This is a genomic window from Modestobacter sp. SSW1-42, from assembly GCF_046635825.1.
Lineage (GTDB): Bacteria > Actinomycetota > Actinomycetes > Mycobacteriales > Geodermatophilaceae > Modestobacter.
This window is the reverse complement of the sequence record NZ_JBISCA010000001.1, coordinates 80508-97039: the sequence shown is the minus strand read 5'-3', so window position 1 is coordinate 97039 and position 16532 is coordinate 80508. Positions and strand designations below refer to the sequence as shown.

The window sequence follows — 16532 nt, the reverse complement described above, 5'->3', positions numbered from 1 at the left end:
ACCGGCAGAGGTTAGCCTGTCCTTACCCTGCTCGGGCAGGGGGTGTCCGTCAGCGCTTCGGCAGCTCCAGCGCGGAGGGGCCGAACTGCTCCACCCGGATCGCCGTCGTGGGCACCCCGAGCTCGACCAGCAGCTGGGTGGCGGTGGTGGCGAACCCGGTCGACCCGCACACGAACGCCGTCTGCCCCGGCTCGACCAGCGGGAAGAGGTCCATGCCGGTCAGCCGGGACGCCGGCCGGATGCCGCGGGCCTCCCGGGTGAGCACGATCTGCGCGCCGGCCTCGGCCAGCTCGTCGGCGTAGGGCAGCTGGGCCAGGGTCCGCGCCGACACCGCGACCCGCAGCAGGTCCAGCCGGCCCAGCTCGCGCGCGTGCCGCACCATCGCCACCAGCGGGACGACGCCGGAGCCGCCACCGACCAGCAGCGCGGGCGTGGTGCCGTCCCAGACGAACCAGCCACCGATCGGCCCGCGCACCTCCAGTTCGTCGCCGGGCTCGACGACGTCGGCGAGGTAGGTGGACACCTCACCGTCGTCGAGCCGCTCGACGAACAGCTCGACCAGCGGGTCGCCCGGCGGCGAGGCCACCGAGTAGGACCGCTGCGCGGTGTACCCGTCCTCGGCGGTCAGCCGGACGACGTAGTGCTGGCCGGGCAGGTGGTCGACCCGGTCGTGCACGTCGAGCCGCAGCTCGACCGACCGGGCGATCGGCCGGCGGACGCCGGAGACCGTCGCCGTCGTCCAGCCGCCGGCCGGGGCGCCGCCTCCGGCGGTGAGGCCGGTCGCGCCGGAGTCCGGGCCCGCGTCCGTCATGCGTCGCCCTGGTAGCGCTGCTGCTTCCACGGGTCGCCGCGGTCGTGGTAGCCGTTCTGCTCCCAGAAACCGGGCTGGTCGCGCTCCATGACCGTGATCCGGCTGATCCACTTGGTGCTCTTCCAGAAGTACAGGTGCGGCACGAGCATCCGCACCGGGCCGCCGTGCTCGACCGGCAGCGGCTTGCCGTCGTACTCCCACACCAGCCAGGCCTTGCCGCCGGTGACGTCCTCGATCGGCAGGTTGGTCGTGTAACCGGTCTTGGCCGTCTCCATGACGAACCGGCCCTCCGGCTTCGGGCGGGCGATCTCCAGCAGCGAGTCGACGCTGACGCCGGCGAAGTGGGTGTCGAACTTCGACCAGGTCGTCACGCAGTGGATGTCGCCGCGGTACTCGGCCCCGGGGAGGGCGTGCGCCTCGTCCCAGGTCCACGTGGTCGGGTTCTCCACCGCACCGTCGACGGTGATCGACCAGGTCTCGGGGGTGATCCGCGGCGTGGGCTCGGCGGTGAGCACCGGCCAGTCGGAGCCGGCGTCGTACTGACCGGGTGGCAGCCGGGGGTCGCCGGCGCTGCGGCGGCGGCCGAGGAAACCGCGGGTGGGTCCGGGCACGGCGTCGTCCTCTCGGGGCACTGCACGGATCGGGGCGCCGACGATCTTCCTCCACCGGCCCGCCGGGCGTCCAACGCCCCGGGAGGCCGGGAACAGACCGTCGGACGGGTGGTGTTGCCCCGCTCCGGGACGTAGTACGCCCTTACATGACCGGCGTCACGGCGGGTTCACCTGGGTGTCACGTGTGCAGTGGGCCTACCGTGGCGTCGTGGCGACAGTGACGACGCAACCGGCCCAGCGCAGGGCCCCGAAGACCGGCCGATTCAGCAACTCGGTCGTGAAGAAGACCGTCATGGCGGTCACCGGGATCATCATGATCCTCTACTTGCTGGCCCACATGGTCGGCAACCTGCACGCCTTCGGCGGAGCCGAGGAGTTCAACGGGTACTCCCACTGGATCCGCACGATCGGCGAGCCCGCCGTCCCCGAGCAGACCCTGCTGTGGATCATCCGGCTGGTCCTGCTGGCCTCGGTGGTCGGCCACTTCTGGGCGGCCATCTCGCTGTGGCGCCAGGCGCGCCGGGCCCGCCCGGTGCCCTACGTGACCAAGAAGCGGGTGCAGCAGAGCTTCGCCTCGCGCACCGTCCGCTGGGGCGGCGTCATCCTGGCGCTGTTCATCATCTGGCACATCCTCGACCTCACCTTCGGGGTCGTGAACCCGGCCGGCACGGGGACCACCCCCTACGACCGGCTGATCGCCAGCTTCTCCAACATCCCGATCACGCTCTTCTACGTGGCCTCGATGCTGATCCTGGGCTGGCACATCCGGCACGGCGTCTTCGCCGCCACGCAGACCCTCGGCCAGACGAACAAGAAGCGCGAGCGCGCCGTCAACGGCATCGCCTACGTCATCGCCGGACTGCTGACCGTCGGCTTCTTGATCGTCCCGCTGTCCATCGCCTTCGGCCTGATCGACTGAGACAGGAGATCCCAGCCATGCCACTCGAGCTGTTCACCGTCGGCGAGCCGATCGCCGACACCAAGGCACCGCGCGACGTCCCCATCAACGAGCGCTGGAACGAGCGCAAGTTCCGCGCCCGGCTGGTCAACCCGGCCAACCGCCGGCGGCTGTCGGTCATCGTGGTCGGCACCGGCCTCGCCGGCGGCTCGGCCGCGGCGACGCTGGCCGAGATGGGCTACCGGGTCAAGAACTTCTGGTTCCAGGACAGCCCGCGGCGCGCCCACAGCGTCGCCGCCCAGGGCGGGATCAACGCCGCGAAGAATTACCGCAACGACGGCGACAGCGTCCACCGGCTCTTCTACGACACGGTCAAGGGCGGTGACTTCCGCTCCCGCGAGGACAACGTCCACCGCCTGGCCGAGGTCAGCACCGCGATCATCGACCAGTGCGTGGCCCAGGGCGTCCCCTTCGCCCGCGAGTACGGCGGCCTGCTCGACAACCGGTCCTTCGGTGGCGCGCAGGTGTCCCGCACCTTCTACGCCCGTGGCCAGACCGGCCAGCAGCTGCTCTACGGCGCCTACCAGGCCCTCGAGCGGCAGATCGGGCTGGGCAACGTCGAGCAGCACCCGCGCACCGAGATGCTCGACCTGATCGTGGCCGACGGGAAGGCGCGGGGCATCGTCGTCCGGCACCTGATCACCGGTGAGATCACCACGCACTTCGCCGACGCCGTCGTGCTCGCCTCCGGCGGGTACAGCAACGTCTTCTACCTCTCGACGAACGCCAAGGGCTCCAACGTCACCGCCGCCTGGCGGGCGCACAAGCGGGGCGCGCTGTTCGCCAACCCCTGCTACACGCAGATCCACCCGACCTGCATCCCGGTCAGCGGCGACTACCAGTCGAAGCTGACGCTGATGAGCGAGTCGCTGCGCAACGACGGGCGCGTGTGGGTGCCCAAGGAGCGCGGCGACACCCGTGACCCGCGGCAGATCCCCGAGGACGAGCGCGACTACTACCTCGAGCGCATCTACCCGGCGTTCGGAAACCTGGTGCCCCGCGACATCGCCTCGCGCCAGGCCAAGAACGTCACCGACGAGGGCCGCGGCGTGGGCCCGAACGGGCTGGGCGTCTACCTCGACTTCACCGACGCCATCCAGCGTCTGGGCCGCAAGGCGATCGAGGCCAAGTACGGCAACCTCTTCGACATGTACAACCGGATCACCGGTGAGGACGCCTACGAGACCGGGATGCGCATCTACCCGGCCGTGCACTACACGATGGGCGGGCTGTGGGTCGACTACGACCTGCAGTCGACCATCCCGGGCCTGTTCGTCATCGGTGAGGCCAACTTCTCCGACCACGGCGCCAACCGGCTCGGTGCCAGCGCCCTGATGCAGGGCCTGGCCGACGGGTACTTCGTCCTGCCCAACACCATCAACGACTACCTCGCCGACGGCCCGTTCCCCAAGATCGACGCCACCCACCCGGCGGCGGTCGAGGCCGAGCAGTCGGTGCGGGCCCAGACCGAGAAGCTGCTGTCGATCAACGGCACCCGCACCGTCGCCTCGTTCCACCGCGAGCTCGGCAAGCTCATGTGGGACATGTGCGGCATGGAGCGGTCGGAGGAGAGCCTGCGCAAGGCGCTGGACCGCATCCCGGAGATCCGCCGGGAGTTCTGGACCAACGTCAAGGTCTCCGGTGAGCAGGGCATCTACAACCAGAACCTCGAGCACGCCGGCCGCGTCGCCGACTTCATCGAGCTCGCCGAGCTGATGTGCGTCGACGCGCTGCACCGCAACGAGAGCTGCGGTGGCCACTTCCGGGCCGAGAGCCAGACGCCTGAGGGTGAGGCGCTGCGCGACGACGAGAACTTCGCCTACGTCGCGGCCTGGGAGTACACCCCCGAGGACGTCCCCCCGGTGCTGCACCGCGAGGCCCTCGAGTACGAGTACGTCCACCTCGCACAGCGGAGCTACAAGTGACCAGCACAGTCCCCCGGACGATGAGCCTCACCCTTCGCATCTGGCGCCAGCGCGACCGGACCAAGAAGGGCAAGATGGTGACCTACCACGTCACCGACGTCTCCCCCGACATGTCCTTCCTCGAGATGCTCGACGTGCTCAACGAGAAGCTGATCCTCGAGGACGACGACCCGATCGCCTTCGACCACGACTGCCGCGAGGGCATCTGCGGCTCGTGCGGCCTGATGATCAACGGCATCGCGCACGGCCCGGAGCAGACGGCGACCTGCCAGCTGCACATGCGGTCCTTCAAGGACGGCGACGTGCTGGACATCGAGCCGTGGCGCTCCGGCGGCTTCCCCGTGGTCAAGGACCTCGCGGTCGACCGGTCGGCCTTCGACCGGATCATCTCCGCCGGCGGGTTCATCAGCGCCCCCACCGGCACGGCCCCCGAGGCGCACGCCACCCCGGTGCCGAAGAAGGACTCCGACGCCGCGTTCGACGCCGCGACCTGCATCGGCTGCGGCGCCTGCGTCGCGGCCTGCCCGAACGGCTCGGCGATGCTGTTCACCGCCGCCAAGGTGGCCCACCTCGGGCTGCTGCCGCAGGGCCAGCCCGAGCGCGACACCCGGGTGCTGCGGATGGTCGCCCAGCAGGACGCCGAGGACTTCGGCGGCTGCAGCAACATCGGCGAGTGCTCCGCGGTCTGCCCGAAGGGCATCTCGATGGAGACCATCTCGCGGCTGAACCACGACCTGCTCGGCGCCCTGCGCGCCGGGGCGGTCCCCGCCAGCTGATCCAGCCCCGCACCACAGGACGGGCCGGCACTCCCCAGGGGGCGCCGGCCCGTCCTGCGTCAGGCGGGCACGATGCCCAGCCGGTCGACCAGGAACAGGAACGCCACGGCGAAGTCGTTGGCCTCGGTCTCGCTGCGCAGCCGCGCCCAGTCGACCTGCTCGCGCACCGCCCGCACGTGCGGCAGCAGCGAGCCGAAGTCGCAGTAGTGCTCGGTCATCGCGCGCAGCTTGCTCGACAGCAGGTCGGTGGCCTGCAGCACCGGCAGCCGGATGCCCAGCAGGTCCATCTCGTCCGAGCGCGCCAGCATGTCCGCCGTCACCGGCTCACCGACGATCCGGTGCAGCAAGTCGACCACCACGCCGTCGGTGCAGGCCTTGAACAGCCAGTCCTCCGGCGGGCGGATCACCTCGAACCCGGCGGCCTCCAGCACGTTGGCCGCCCGTTCGACGTCGTCCTCGGCGACGACGAAGTCGACGTCGTTCTCCGACTCCGGTGCCCCGTGCGCCCACAGCGCGTAGCCACCGGCCAGGGCGAACGGGACGCCGTCGTGCTTGAGGGCGGAGGCGGTGCGCTTGAGCGCTCCCCGCAGGGCGTCGCGGTCGGCAGGCAAGCGGTCTCTCCTCGGGTCGGCGGGCGGATGGGGTGTGGAGCTACCCGGGCGGGTAGTCGGTCACCCGTGCGCCTCGCGACCTTCAACATCCTGCACGGCCGCTCCCCCGCCGACGACCGGGTCGACGTCGACCGCTTCGCCGCGGCCGTCCGCCACCTGGACGCCGACGTCCTGGCGCTGCAGGAGGTGGACCGGGAGCAGGAGCGGTCGCACCACGCCGACCTGACGGCGGTCGCGGCCGAGGCGATGGGCGCGGTCGCGCACCGGTTCGTCGCCGCGATCGCCGGCACCCCGGGTGCCACCTGGATGGCCGCCACCGGGCGCGAGCAGCCCGGGACGGCGGAGTACGGCATCGCGCTGTTGTCGCGGTACCCGGTGCGCTCCTGGCAGGTCATCCGGCTCTCGCCCATCCCGTTCCGCTTCCCGATGTGGCTGCCCGGGCCGCGCAAGGTGATCGTGGTGGACGAGGAGCCGCGCGCCGCCGTCGTCGCCGTGGTCGAGACCCCGGCCGGTGACCTGACCGTGGTCAACACCCACCTGTCGTTCGTGCCCGGGTGGAACCGGCGGCAGCTGCGCCGGCTGCGACGCGACCTCACCGCGTTCCCCGGGCCGCTGGTGCTGATGGGCGACCTGAACATGACCCCGCCGACCCCGGCGCGGGTGACCGGGTGGACGCCGCTGGCCGACGGGCTCACCTTCCCGGTCGAGGTGCCCGACCGGCAGCTGGACCACGTGCTGCTGCGCGGGTCGCTGGGCTCGGTCACCGCGACCTCGGCGCCGGCGCTGCCACTGTCGGACCACCGGGCGCTGACCGTCGACATCGGCTGAACGGGGACGATGGGACCGTGCCCGCCCCCACGCTCGTCTTCGACGGCGACTGCGCCTTCTGCACCAGCGCCGTCGGCGTCGCCCGCCGGGTGCTGCCCGCCTCCGTGACCGTGGTGGCCTGGCAGTTCGCCGACCTGGCGGCCCTCGGCGTCACGGCCGAGCGAGCGCGGCAGGAGGTGCTGTGGGTCGACCCCGACGGCACCGTCTCCGGCGGGGCCGCCGCCGTCGCCCGGCTGCTGCGCGCGGCCGGGCTGCCGTGGTCGGTGCTCGGCGTGCTGATCTCGCTGCCGCCGCTGCGCTGGGTCGCACCGCCGGTCTACCGACTGGTCGCGGCCAACCGGCACCGGCTCCCGGGTGGGACGCCGGCCTGCCGGATGCCGCCGCCCGAGGACCGCCGCAGGACCTAGGCGGCGGCGTCGCGGCGGTCGGCGGCCAACTGCAGCAGGTGCGGGGCGAGCGCCTCGGCGACCCGTGCGTAGCCGGCCGAGGAGGGGTGGAAGCGGTCGGCGGAGAACAGCGACGGATCGGCGGCGAACCGCGCGGCGAGCTCCGGCCCGACCGGGGCCACGACCCCGCCGGCGGCCTCGGCGGCCAGCGTCTGGCGGGCGCGCAGCTGGTCGCAGATGCCGGCGACCACGGCGCGGAAGGCCGGCGGCACCCAGGCCACCGAGGACAGGTCCGGCGTCGGGACGACGAGCACCGCGGTACCGCGCTGCCGCAGGGTGCGCACCGCGGCGCCGAGCGCGGCGGCCGACCGGTCGGCGGGGACCTGACGGGTGATGTCGTTGGCGCCCACGACCAGCAGGGCGAGGTCGGCGTCGGCCGCTGCGGCCCGGTCGAGCTGCTCGGCCAGGCCGAGGGAGGTCGCGCCGGGGACCGCCACCACGGACAGCTCGGTCGCCCGGCCGGACTCGCGCAGGACGCGGGTCAGCCGGGAGCCGAGGGTGTCCGCAGGGCTCGCGGCACCGGTGCCGTAGGCGAGGGAGTCACCGAGGACGAGGAAGCGGAGCGTCACGCTCCGTACAACCACCCGGACGGGGCCGCTGTGCCGTGATCCGGGCCTCGCCCGCGCTCAGCCGCCCTGGGCGAACAGCGCCGCGGCCTGGGCGTCGTCCACGAAGGGGTACTCGACCTTGAACTGCGCGAGGGCCTCGGGGACCGAGAGCACGTGCGTCTCCCGCCGTCCCGCGGCGTCGACGGTCTGCACGGTGACCATGTCGCCGTTGATCGGGACCCAGTGGGTCTCGGCGTAGTCGGTGAAGACGTTCATGCCCCCATCCTCGCCTGTCCCCATGTCGACTCTCGGGCGCGGTGACCTCGTGACTCTGCGTCGTTGCTCAAGGACGTCTTGCCGGACGCCGACCTCTGTGTCAGTCGCCCGATCGGGCGACGGACACGACGGAGGGAACGGGACATGGGCACCACGGCAACGACCCAGCGACGGACCGGCGGACGTCCGGCACGCCGTCTGGCCGGAGTCGCCGTCGCGGCGGTCCTCAGCCTGGTCGCCGCCCCCGGCATCGCCGCAGCCGCCCCGACCAACCCCTCCGACGCGCAGATCGACGCGGCGCAGCAGCAGACGCAGACCGCCGCCCAGCAGGTCGAGGCGATCACCGCCGCGCTCGCCGGCGCCCAGGCCAGCGTCGACTCCGCCCGCGAGGAGTCCGCGATCGCGCTGGACGCCTTCCAGGGCAAGCAGGCCGAGCACGAGGCCGCCCAGGTGGTCGCCGACGCCGCCACCGCCGCGGCCGCCGCCGCTGCCCGCGACCTCGAGGTCGCCCGGGCCGACGTCGTGTCCTTCGCCCGGCAGAGCTACCAGCAGGGCAGCACCTCCCCCACCCTCGAGGCGCTCACCACCGCCGACGGCCCCGCGCAGATGCTCGAGCGGGCCGCACTGCTGGAGGCCGCCGGAGCCCACCAGGGCGACGTCGTCGTCCGGGTGACCACCGCCGAGGAGCAGGCCCGGGCCGCGCAGGAGCAGGCCGCCGCCGCGCTCGCCGACGCCGCCGCGCTGGAGGAGGAGGCCGCCGCCGCGCTGGCCGTGGCCGAGCAGTACGAGCGCGACGCCCGCGCCCAGGCCGCCGCGCTGGCCGACCAGCAGGCCGCCGTCCAGCAGCAGCTCGCCCAGGCCCAGCAGAGCCTGCAGGGCCTGCAGGCCGCCCGCGCCGAGGCCGAGCGGTTCGCCGCCGAGCAGGCCGCCGCCGCCGCGGCCGCGGCCGCACGGGCCGAGTCCGAGCGGGCCGCCGCCGCACAGCGCGCCGCCACCACGCCCGCCACCACCACGCCCGCCCCGCGCGCCACCACCCAGCCGGTGGTCCGGGCCCCGGCCGCCACCACCCCCGCCCGGCCGGTCCCGGCCGCCGGCGCGGCGAACGGCTCGGCCGTCGAGACCGCGATCGCCGCGGCGCGCGAGCAGCTCGGCGTCATCTACTCCTGGGGCGGCGGCTCGCTGACCGGCCCCAGCATGGGCTGGGGCATCGACGCCGGGATCGTCGGCTTCGACTGCTCCGGTCTGACCCGCTACGCCTACGCCCAGGCGGGGATCTCCATCCCGCGCAACAGCAGCGCGCAGTACAAGGCGCTGCCCAAGGTCTCCCGGGCCGACCTGCAGCGCGGCGACCTGGTCTTCTGGGCCACCAACACCAGCAACGCCTCGACCATCCACCACGTGGCCATCTACCTGGGCAACGACCGGATCCTCGAGGCCCCGCAGAGCGGCTCCCGCATCCGCGAGACCTCGATGCGGTGGGGTGGCTTCATCGGTGGGGCCCGCCCCTCCGCCTGACCGACGACGACGGCCCCCACCGCAGCTGCGGTGGGGGCCGTCGTCCGTCTGCTGCCCTGCCCCGCGCGGCGCGGGGGCAGCGGGGTCCTTGCTCAGGCCGGGACGGAGTCCAGCGCCTCGGCGGTGAGGGTGACCGAACGCAGCCGGTCCTCGGTCGTCGGGGCCTGGTGGGCGACGATCAGCTCGTCGGCGTCCGCCGTCTCCACGAACCGCTCCAGGTGGTCGGCCACCTGCGGGGGCGTGCCGACGGCGGCGTGGGTGAACATCGAGTCGATGTGGTGGCCGGCGCCCTGCTCGAGCAGCAGGTCGGCCTCGGCGTCGGTGAAGCTGCGGCCGCGGCCGAACAGCCCGATCGCCATCGTGCGGCGCATGGCCTGGAAGTTCTCCTGCGCCCGGGCCTCGGTGTCGGCGGCGATCACGTTGACCCCGGCGATGACGTACGGCTCCTCGAGCTGGGCGGAGGGCTGGAACTCGCGCCGGTAGGTGGCCACCGCGGCCTCCAGCGCCTGCGGCGCGAAGTGGCTGGCGAAGGCGTACGGCAGCCCCAGCGCGGCGGCCAGGTGGGCGCCGAACAGCGAGGAGCCCAGGATGTACAGGGGCACCCGCGAGCCCTTGCCGGGGACGGCGTCCACGCCCGGCACGCGGGTCTGGCCGGCCAGGTAGGCCTGCAGCTCGAGCACGTCCTGCGGGAACGACTCGGCCGAGTTCGGGTCGCGACGCAGCGCGTACATCGTGTTCTGGTCCGAGCCGGGCGCGCGGCCCAGGCCCAGGTCGATGCGGCCCGGGTACATCGCCTCGAGGGTGCCGAACTGCTCGGCGATCGTCAGCGGCGAGTGGTTGGGGAGCATCACACCGCCGGAACCCAGCCGGATCGTGCTGGTTCGGGCGCCGACGTGCGCGATCAGCACGCTGGTCGCCGAGGAGGCGATGGTCGGCATGTTGTGGTGCTCGGCGTACCAGACCCGCCCGTAGCCCTGCTCCTCGGCGCGCTGGGCGAGGGCGACGCTGGCGGCGATGCTGCTGCTGACGGTCTCCCCGCGGGCGATGGGGGCCAGGTCGAGGACGGACAGCGGGATGCGCATGAGGTGCCTTTCGCGTCGGTTGACGGCTGCAACGCCGCGGACGCCGTGAGACTTCCTCCGGGCTCCGCCCGGCCTGTCCGGCGCGACTCGCCGTCCCGGCACCGAGCGCGCGCGCCGACCTGGTGCGCGGTCCGGTGACCGGTGTCACAGTGGACCGCACCCTCGACAGCCCCGGGGCGTTCTCTCACGAGGAGTCGCCATGTTGTCCCAGAGCACCTGCGCACTGCACCGCATCGACCAGCGTCGCGCCGCCGTCGACGACCGGGTCGCCGCCTTCCGGCGGCTGGCCGCCGGCGACGACCCCGGCGCCGTCCACGCGTTCGAGCCCGTCTTCTTCAACGACCTGCTCGTCGTGCTGGACAGCTGGTTCCCCGCGCGCGGACCGGGGAGCACCGCCGGTGCGGCCTGCACGGAGGTGCGGCTGGTCGCCGAGTCCCTCGCGCAGGGCACCACGCTGGTGGCCGACCGGCACATCCGGTACGACGCCGGCCGCTCGGTGCTCGGGTACCGGGTGGGCGACGAGATCGCCGTCCGGGAGGCGGAGTTCACCGCCCTGGCCAAGGCGTTCTTCGCCGAACTGGAGCGCAGGTACCTGTAGTCACCGGGCCCCTGCTGCCCCTACGGTGTGCCGGTGCGCGGCGGGGGGCCAGGACGACCGGCAGCGCCGGTCACCCCGGGGCAACCCCGGGGACCCGTGAACAGGTCAGGCACAGCGTCATGAGCCACGCCGTGCGCTCCGCGCACCAGATGGCACGTCCCCCAGGGACTGGCTGGCCTCCCCGCCGCGCACCCCGGTGTCCCGGGTGACGGCCGACCGACGGGCCGCGGCCACCGCGGCCGGGATCGCCACGGCGCTGCTGGCCGGTCCGTGGCGGCGGCCGGAGATGGTGCGCCGGGTGGCGGTCGCCCTCGGCATGCGCCGCGCCCAGACCTGGGTCGGCACGATGGTCGGCGAGGTGCAGACCGCCCACCCCCGGCCGCCGGTCGACCGGCCCCGGGAGCTGGCGCGGTTCGTGCGGACGACGCAGGGCTTCGCCCGCGGGCAGGACACACTGCCGCTCCCCCGGGTGGTCCGACGCCGGCCGGTGCCGACCGCGCTGGCCCGGGAGCGGTACCCGGTCGCCGACCTGCCCGACCAGGCCGCGGTGGCCCGGTTGCTGGACCTCGACGCCGGCGAGCTCGCCTGGTTCGCCGACACCCGGGGGCTGGAGCGCACGGCGGGCGAGGCGCTGCGGCACTACCGGTGGCGCGCGGTCGAGCGGCCGTCCGGCGTCCGGCTGCTGGCCGCCCCCAAGCCGCGGCTGCGGGAGGCGCAGCGGCGGCTGCTGCGCCACGTGCTGGCACCGGTCCCGGTGCACGAGGCGGCGCACGGGTGCGTGCCCGGGCGGTCGGTGCGCACCGCGGTGGCGCCGCACGCCGGGTCGGCCGTCGTCCTGCGGATGGACCTCGAGGCGTTCTTCCCCGGCATCGCCGCCGGGCGGGTGCACGGCCTGCTGCTGGGCCCGGCCGGGCTGCCCGAGCCGGTCGCGCACGTGGTCACCGGGCTGGTCACCACCGTCGTCCCGGCCGAGGTGTGGCGCGCCCAGCCGGTACCGGAGGACCCGGAGGCGCGCGACCGGCACCACCGGCTGGGCCGCCGGCTCGCCGTCGCGCACCTGCCGCCGGGTGCGCCGACGTCCCCGGCGCTGGCGAACCTGGTCTGCTTCCGGCTGGACCGCCGGCTGGCGGGCCTGGCCGCCGCCTTCGGCGCGACGTACACCCGGTACGTCGACGACCTCACCTTCAGCGGCGGGACGTCGGTCGGTGGCGACCGGTTCGCCGGCCTGGTCGCCGAGGTCGTGGCCGACGAGGGCTTCCGGGTCAACCCGGCCAAGACGTCGGCGGTGGGCGCCGCCCGCCGGCAGGCCGTGCTCGGGGCGGTGGTCAACGTGCGCCCCGCGCTCCCCCGCCGGGAGCGGGACGCGCTGCGGGCGCTGCTGCACAACTGCGCGACCTCCGGCTGGGCCGGCCAGACGCGCGGCCGGGACCCGGCCACCTTCCGCGACCACGTCCTCGGCCGCGTGGCCTGGGCCGGCTCGCTCGACCCGGTCTCCGGCGCCCGGCTGCGCGCTCTCGCCGACCGGATCGACTGGACGGCGACGGCGGGCTAGCGGCTCTGCAGCGCGTCCAGCGCGACGGCCATGGACGCCGCGACCCGGAAGTCCAGCCGCGGGTCGGGGACGGTGACGGTGTAGCGGTCGCGGATGGCCATCCGGCGCTCGCTGGTCAGCACCGGGGCGCCGGTGCGCGTGTCGGTGAAGTCGAAGTGGAAGACGAAGGGCACCCAGATGTCGCCGATGTAGGGGATCAGGTCCCAGAACCGGCGCAGCAGGGCGATCGAGAGCTTGCGCTCCTGCCCGACGGCCTCGACGCCCGGCGCGCTCAGCTTCCAGGTCGAGCGCAGCAGGCTGGCGCCGAACTCCTTGCTGAACATGCCGATCGGGGTGCCGTACTCGTCGAAGACGTCGTGCTGCGCGGCGACGTCGAGCACCTGGCGGGCCTTGAAGGAGAACACCCGGCGGGTCTTGCTCTCGTCGGCGTAGAAGACCACCTCCTCCTTCAGCTTCATCCGCTTCTGCTCGGCCAGGGCCATCAGCGGGCCCTCGGTGCCGTCGGGGTTGGCCGCGAGCACCTCGTAGCGGTTGACCATCACGGTGATCCGCTGCCGGATGAAGAACAGCGGGACGACCATGGCGGCGGGCGGCTGGGATGCGGGTGGGACGGTCACGGCAGGGCTCCCCGTTGAGTCGGACGACGAGGCCGATCCTGCCCCATCGCGCCCCGACCGGCCGAGCACCGGACGGCGGCGGGACTTCCCCCGGACGCCGTGGACCGCCATGCTGCCCGCCGGTGCCGGCAACGGCAGGTGCCGTGCCGAGAGGGACGCGCCCGATGACGCACCCGCAGGAACCGTGGGCCCCGCCGGCCCACCCGTACCAGCCCGCTCCCCCGCGCCGGCGGTCCCGCTGGCTCACCATCGGGCTGCCGATCGGGGTGCTGGTGTTGGTCTGCCTCGGCGTCTCGATCTGGTTCGGCGTCCGCGCGTTCCTCGGCTCGATCGGCCCGGCGCGGACCGCCGCCGAGGACTGCGCCACCGCGCTGGTCGAGGGCCGGTGGGACGACGCCCAGGGCCAGCTCTGCGAGAGCGACCGGTCGGTGGTCACCGCGGACGCCCTGGCGCAGGAGTACTCGTCGCCCGACGTCACCGGGTACCGGCTGGAGGGCATCGAGGTGGTCAGCAGCAACGGCCGCATGTCGGGCGAGGCGCGCCTGGTGTTCGAGACCGTCGGCGGGCTGGACACCACCACCGTGCTGCCGCTGGAGGAGGGCGGCGACGCGTGGCGCCCCTGCCCGTGAGGCGGGGCTAGCGCTGCTGGCGGCGGGCGACCAGGACCAGGCCGCCGACGACGACCACCAGCGGCACCCAGGACGGCAGCCCGAAGGGCCCGAGGACCAGCGCGGCGACGAACATGAGCAGCTGGAAGGCGACGAAGAACCCCACCAGGAGGACGACCCAGAACAGCACGGGTCGCTCCATCTGCAGTCGGCGCATGTAGTCCATGAGGTCTCCTCGATCGCGCTGCCGGGCTGGTGACCCAGCGCCCCGACGCCTGGGCGTGCCGGGGACATCGGCCGTCACCGGCCGTTCCTCAAGGCCAACGCCCGAGCAGCCGCCGGTGATCCCGCCGGGTCAGACGTTGAAGCGGAACTCCACGACGTCGCCGTCGGCCATGACGTACTCCTTGCCCTCGATGCGCACCCAGCCCCGGGACTTGGCCTCGGCCATGGAGCCGGCCTCCATCAGCTGGTCGAAGCCGACGATCTCGGCCTTGATGAAGCCGCGCTGGAAGTCGGTGTGGATGACCCCGGCGGCCTCGGGCGCGGTGGCGCCGACCGGGATCGTCCAGGCCCGGGACTCCTGGGGGCCGGCGGTCAGGTAGGTCTGCAGGCCCAAGGTGCGGAAGCCGACCCGGGCCAGCTGGTCCAGGCCCGGCTCGTCCTGGCCGATGGAGGCCAGCAGCTCGGCGGCCTCGTCGTCAGGCAGCTCGATCAGCTCGGACTCGGTCTGCGCGTCCAGGAAGATCGCCTCGGCCGGGGCGACCAGCGCGCGCAGCTCGTCGAGGGTCTCGGCGTTGCCCAGTTCGTCGGCGTCGACGTTGAACACGTACAGGAACGGCTTGGTCGTCAGCAGCGTCAGCTCGCGCAGCGGCTCGGGGTCGACCCCGGCGGCGAACAGCGTCTTCCCGCTGTCGAGCACCTCCTGCGCGGCGACGGCCGCGTCGTGCAGGACCTTGCGCTCCTTGTCCTTGCGCGACTCCTTCTCCAGCCGCGGGATGGCCTTCTCCAGGGTCTGCATGTCGGCCAGGACGAGCTCGGTGTTGATCGTCTCGATGTCGTCGGCCGGGTCGACCTTGCCCTCGACGTGCACCACGTCGGGGTCGGTGAAGACCCGGATCACCTGGCAGATCGCGTCGCTCTCGCGGATGTTGGCCAGGAACTTGTTGCCCAGGCCCTGCCCCTCGCTGGCGCCGCGCACGATCCCGGCGATGTCGACGAACGACACCGTGGCCGGGACGGTCTTCTTCGAGTCGAAGACCTCGGCGAGCTTCGCCAGCCGCGGGTCGGGCACCCCCACCACCCCGACGTTGGGCTCGATCGTGGCGAACGGGTAGTTCGCCGCGAGCACGTCGTTCTTGGTCAGGGCGTTGAACAGCGTCGACTTGCCGACGTTGGGCAGGCCGACGATGCCGATGGTGAGACTCACGAGAGACGAGCTTACGGGCGCGGGGACGGAGAGCTCACCGCTACAGCGGTGGGCCGATCAGGATCTCGCGGCCGTCGGGCCGTCAGGTGCGCCATCGCCCGCCGGGATCACGCCCGACCCGGAACCCGTGGTGCACCTTCGTGTGGTGGCGTTCGCAGAGCAGCGCCGAGTTGGCCAGGGTGGTCTCGCCACCGTCGGCCCAGTGGAGCAGGTGGTGGACGTCGGCCCAGTGGTGCGGTGCCTCGCAGCCGGCGAACACGCACCTCCGGTCTCGCTGTACGACGGCCCGGCGCAGCGCCGGGGTGACCACGCGGTGCGTGCGCCCGAGGTCGAGCGGGACGCCGTCCGGGCCCATGACCACCCGGGAGACCGCCCCGTCGCAGGCGAGCCAGCGGGCCTGCGCCGCGGAGATGCGGGCGCCGAACCCGGTGGCGGCGGCACCGGGCGCGGTCGCGGGGTCGACCAGGTCGTCCACGTCGATGGTCACGACGACGTGCGGCTTGACCGTCCGCAGCGTCGGGAGGTGCCCTGACGCGAGCTGGTTGTCGCACAGCTGCACGAGCGCATCGGCGTTCTGCTGTGCCCGGGTGCGCTCGTCACCCCGCGGCCGGGCGGCCTGGACGATCGACTCGAGCGCCGCCTGCACCTTCTCCCCGCCCACGGCGTCGAGGTCGAAGCGGCCGGTGACGCTGCCGTCGGCGTGCTTCGCGATCGACAACCGGCGCCCCTCGGTCGGGTCCGGCTCCGCGCCATCGGGATCGAGTGCAGCCTCGAACGCCCGCACCGCCGTGACCAGCACCTGGTGCGACGACCCGGCCGCCACGGCAGTTCACGCCTCGTCGAAGGGCGCCAGGTCCACCCCCTGCTCGGCGGCCCGCGCGCGCTCGCTCGCCCCCACCGCCGTCGCCACCACGTCCACCTGCGCCGCCGTCACGGCGCCGTCGGCGAACCCAGTTGCCAGCACCGGGAAGTGCTCCAGCGCCCGCCCCGACCGGACGATCCGTGAGGCCTCGGCCGGTGCGAGCCGCGCGTGCCCGATCAACCAGGACCGCATGGCCTTGAGCCCGTCGCGCTCGGCTGCCTGAGTCAGCTCCCCGTGGCGCACGGTGCGGGTCAGCTCGGCGTCCAGCCGGTTCCGTGCGGCCACGAGGGCCGCCGTCCGGTCGAGTGTCTGCCCATCGGTGAGCCCGTGCAGGTCGTCGGCGCCGAGTGCGTCCAGGGCCGACTGCAACTCGCCCACCGGACTCCCCTCGCCGAATCGAACTGATGTTCGAAGTCTACCGGTAGCAAGGTGGGTGGACAACACGAAAGTGCAGCTCAGACGCTTGTCCACAGATCTCG

The 16532-nt window shown here is 73.4% G+C and carries 20 protein-coding genes; 9 read left to right on the top strand and 11 right to left on the bottom strand.

The annotated features are described in order from the left end of the window. Window positions 1-49: 49 nt before the first annotated feature. Entirely contained in the window at window positions 50-811 is a 762-nt protein-coding gene (locus tag ACGBYP_RS00510; RefSeq protein ID WP_411581308.1) for an FAD-binding oxidoreductase, read from the bottom strand. Continuing rightward, window positions 808-1422 carry a sulfite oxidase-like oxidoreductase gene (locus ACGBYP_RS00505; protein ID WP_411581307.1) on the bottom strand — a complete coding sequence of 205 codons (615 nt, stop codon included), beginning with the start codon at window positions 1420-1422 and terminating at the stop codon, window positions 808-810. Before ACGBYP_RS00505 ends, ACGBYP_RS00510 begins: the two co-directional genes overlap by 4 nt. Before the next feature lie 277 nt (window positions 1423-1699). On the opposite strand from ACGBYP_RS00505, the gene ACGBYP_RS00500 reads away from it, so the two are divergent. The 3 genes from ACGBYP_RS00500 to ACGBYP_RS00490 are packed head-to-tail and all read left to right on the top strand — an operon-like array spanning window position 1700 to window position 5081. Then, window positions 1700-2341: a succinate dehydrogenase cytochrome b subunit gene (locus ACGBYP_RS00500; protein ID WP_411581306.1), complete on the top strand. Its 642-nt coding sequence runs from the start codon at window positions 1700-1702 to the stop codon at window positions 2339-2341. Between the two features lie 17 nt (window positions 2342-2358). Further along, entirely contained in the window at window positions 2359-4305 is a 1947-nt protein-coding gene (locus ACGBYP_RS00495; protein WP_411581305.1) for a fumarate reductase/succinate dehydrogenase flavoprotein subunit, read from the top strand. Window positions 4306-4325: 20 nt separating this feature from the next. After that, window positions 4326-5081, top strand: coding sequence for a succinate dehydrogenase/fumarate reductase iron-sulfur subunit (locus ACGBYP_RS00490; RefSeq protein WP_411581304.1), 756 nt, complete (start codon window positions 4326-4328; stop codon window positions 5079-5081). Between the two features lie 59 nt (window positions 5082-5140). Here ACGBYP_RS00490 and ACGBYP_RS00485 read toward each other — a convergent pair whose 3' ends face one another. Beyond that, window positions 5141-5692 carry a nucleotidyltransferase gene (locus ACGBYP_RS00485; protein ID WP_411581303.1) on the bottom strand — a complete coding sequence of 184 codons (552 nt, stop codon included), beginning with the start codon at window positions 5690-5692 and terminating at the stop codon, window positions 5141-5143. Window positions 5693-5758: 66 nt separating this feature from the next. Here ACGBYP_RS00485 and ACGBYP_RS00480 point away from each other — a divergent pair, with 66 nt between their 5' ends. Next, window positions 5759-6520, top strand: coding sequence for an endonuclease/exonuclease/phosphatase family protein (locus ACGBYP_RS00480; protein WP_411581302.1), 762 nt, complete (start codon window positions 5759-5761; stop codon window positions 6518-6520). Between the two features lie 17 nt (window positions 6521-6537). Next, window positions 6538-6927, top strand: coding sequence for a thiol-disulfide oxidoreductase DCC family protein (locus ACGBYP_RS00475; protein ID WP_411581301.1), 390 nt, complete (start codon window positions 6538-6540; stop codon window positions 6925-6927). Here ACGBYP_RS00475 and ACGBYP_RS00470 read toward each other — a convergent pair. Together ACGBYP_RS00470 and ACGBYP_RS00465 are read right to left on the bottom strand one after the other, a co-directional pair. Further along, complete coding sequence (locus ACGBYP_RS00470) at window positions 6924-7535, bottom strand: GDSL-type esterase/lipase family protein (protein WP_411581300.1); 612 nt, start codon at window positions 7533-7535, stop codon at window positions 6924-6926. The two genes, ACGBYP_RS00475 and ACGBYP_RS00470, sit on opposite strands and share 4 nt — an antisense overlap. A gap of 57 nt (window positions 7536-7592) precedes the next feature. Continuing rightward, entirely contained in the window at window positions 7593-7790 is a 198-nt protein-coding gene (locus tag ACGBYP_RS00465; protein ID WP_411581299.1) for a hypothetical protein, read from the bottom strand. A gap of 144 nt (window positions 7791-7934) precedes the next feature. Between ACGBYP_RS00465 and ACGBYP_RS00460 the strand changes: the two genes are divergently transcribed. Further along, complete coding sequence (locus tag ACGBYP_RS00460; RefSeq protein WP_411581298.1) at window positions 7935-9305, top strand: NlpC/P60 family protein; 1371 nt, start codon at window positions 7935-7937, stop codon at window positions 9303-9305. Window positions 9306-9397: 92 nt separating this feature from the next. Here the strand turns inward: ACGBYP_RS00460 and ACGBYP_RS00455 are convergent, their stop codons facing one another. After that, entirely contained in the window at window positions 9398-10387 is a 990-nt protein-coding gene (locus ACGBYP_RS00455) for an LLM class flavin-dependent oxidoreductase (protein ID WP_411581297.1), read from the bottom strand. A gap of 199 nt (window positions 10388-10586) precedes the next feature. Between ACGBYP_RS00455 and ACGBYP_RS00450 the strand changes: the two genes are divergently transcribed. Beyond that, window positions 10587-10985, top strand: a complete 399-nt coding sequence (locus ACGBYP_RS00450) for a hypothetical protein (protein WP_411581296.1) — start codon at window positions 10587-10589, stop codon at window positions 10983-10985. Window positions 10986-11190: 205 nt separating this feature from the next. Next, complete coding sequence (locus tag ACGBYP_RS00445) at window positions 11191-12537, top strand: reverse transcriptase family protein (RefSeq protein WP_411581295.1); 1347 nt, start codon at window positions 11191-11193, stop codon at window positions 12535-12537. On the opposite strand, the gene ACGBYP_RS00440 is transcribed toward ACGBYP_RS00445, so the two are convergent. Continuing rightward, entirely contained in the window at window positions 12534-13154 is a 621-nt protein-coding gene (locus ACGBYP_RS00440; RefSeq protein ID WP_411581294.1) for a hypothetical protein, read from the bottom strand. The genes ACGBYP_RS00445 and ACGBYP_RS00440 overlap by 4 nt on opposite strands. 164 nt (window positions 13155-13318) lie before the next feature. Here ACGBYP_RS00440 and ACGBYP_RS00435 point away from each other — a divergent pair, with 164 nt between their 5' ends. Further along, window positions 13319-13783 carry a hypothetical protein gene (locus ACGBYP_RS00435; RefSeq protein WP_411581293.1) on the top strand — a complete coding sequence of 155 codons (465 nt, stop codon included), beginning with the start codon at window positions 13319-13321 and terminating at the stop codon, window positions 13781-13783. Window positions 13784-13790: 7 nt separating this feature from the next. Here the strand turns inward: ACGBYP_RS00435 and ACGBYP_RS00430 are convergent, their stop codons facing one another. The 4 genes from ACGBYP_RS00430 to ACGBYP_RS00415 form a co-directional block, all read right to left on the bottom strand. Then, complete coding sequence (locus ACGBYP_RS00430) at window positions 13791-13988, bottom strand: hypothetical protein (protein ID WP_411581292.1); 198 nt, start codon at window positions 13986-13988, stop codon at window positions 13791-13793. Window positions 13989-14117: 129 nt separating this feature from the next. Beyond that, the gene (gene ychF / locus ACGBYP_RS00425) at window positions 14118-15191 is read right to left on the bottom strand and encodes a redox-regulated ATPase YchF (protein ID WP_411581291.1); all 1074 of its coding nucleotides are present in this window, start codon (window positions 15189-15191) and stop codon (window positions 14118-14120) included. Between the two features lie 82 nt (window positions 15192-15273). After that, on the bottom strand, window positions 15274-16014 hold the full coding sequence (locus tag ACGBYP_RS00420; protein ID WP_411581290.1) for a DUF222 domain-containing protein: 741 nt from the start codon (window positions 16012-16014) through the stop codon (window positions 15274-15276). Window positions 16015-16020: 6 nt separating this feature from the next. Beyond that, the gene (locus tag ACGBYP_RS00415; RefSeq protein WP_411581289.1) at window positions 16021-16431 is read right to left on the bottom strand and encodes a hypothetical protein; all 411 of its coding nucleotides are present in this window, start codon (window positions 16429-16431) and stop codon (window positions 16021-16023) included. Between the last annotated feature and the right edge of the window lie 101 nt (window positions 16432-16532).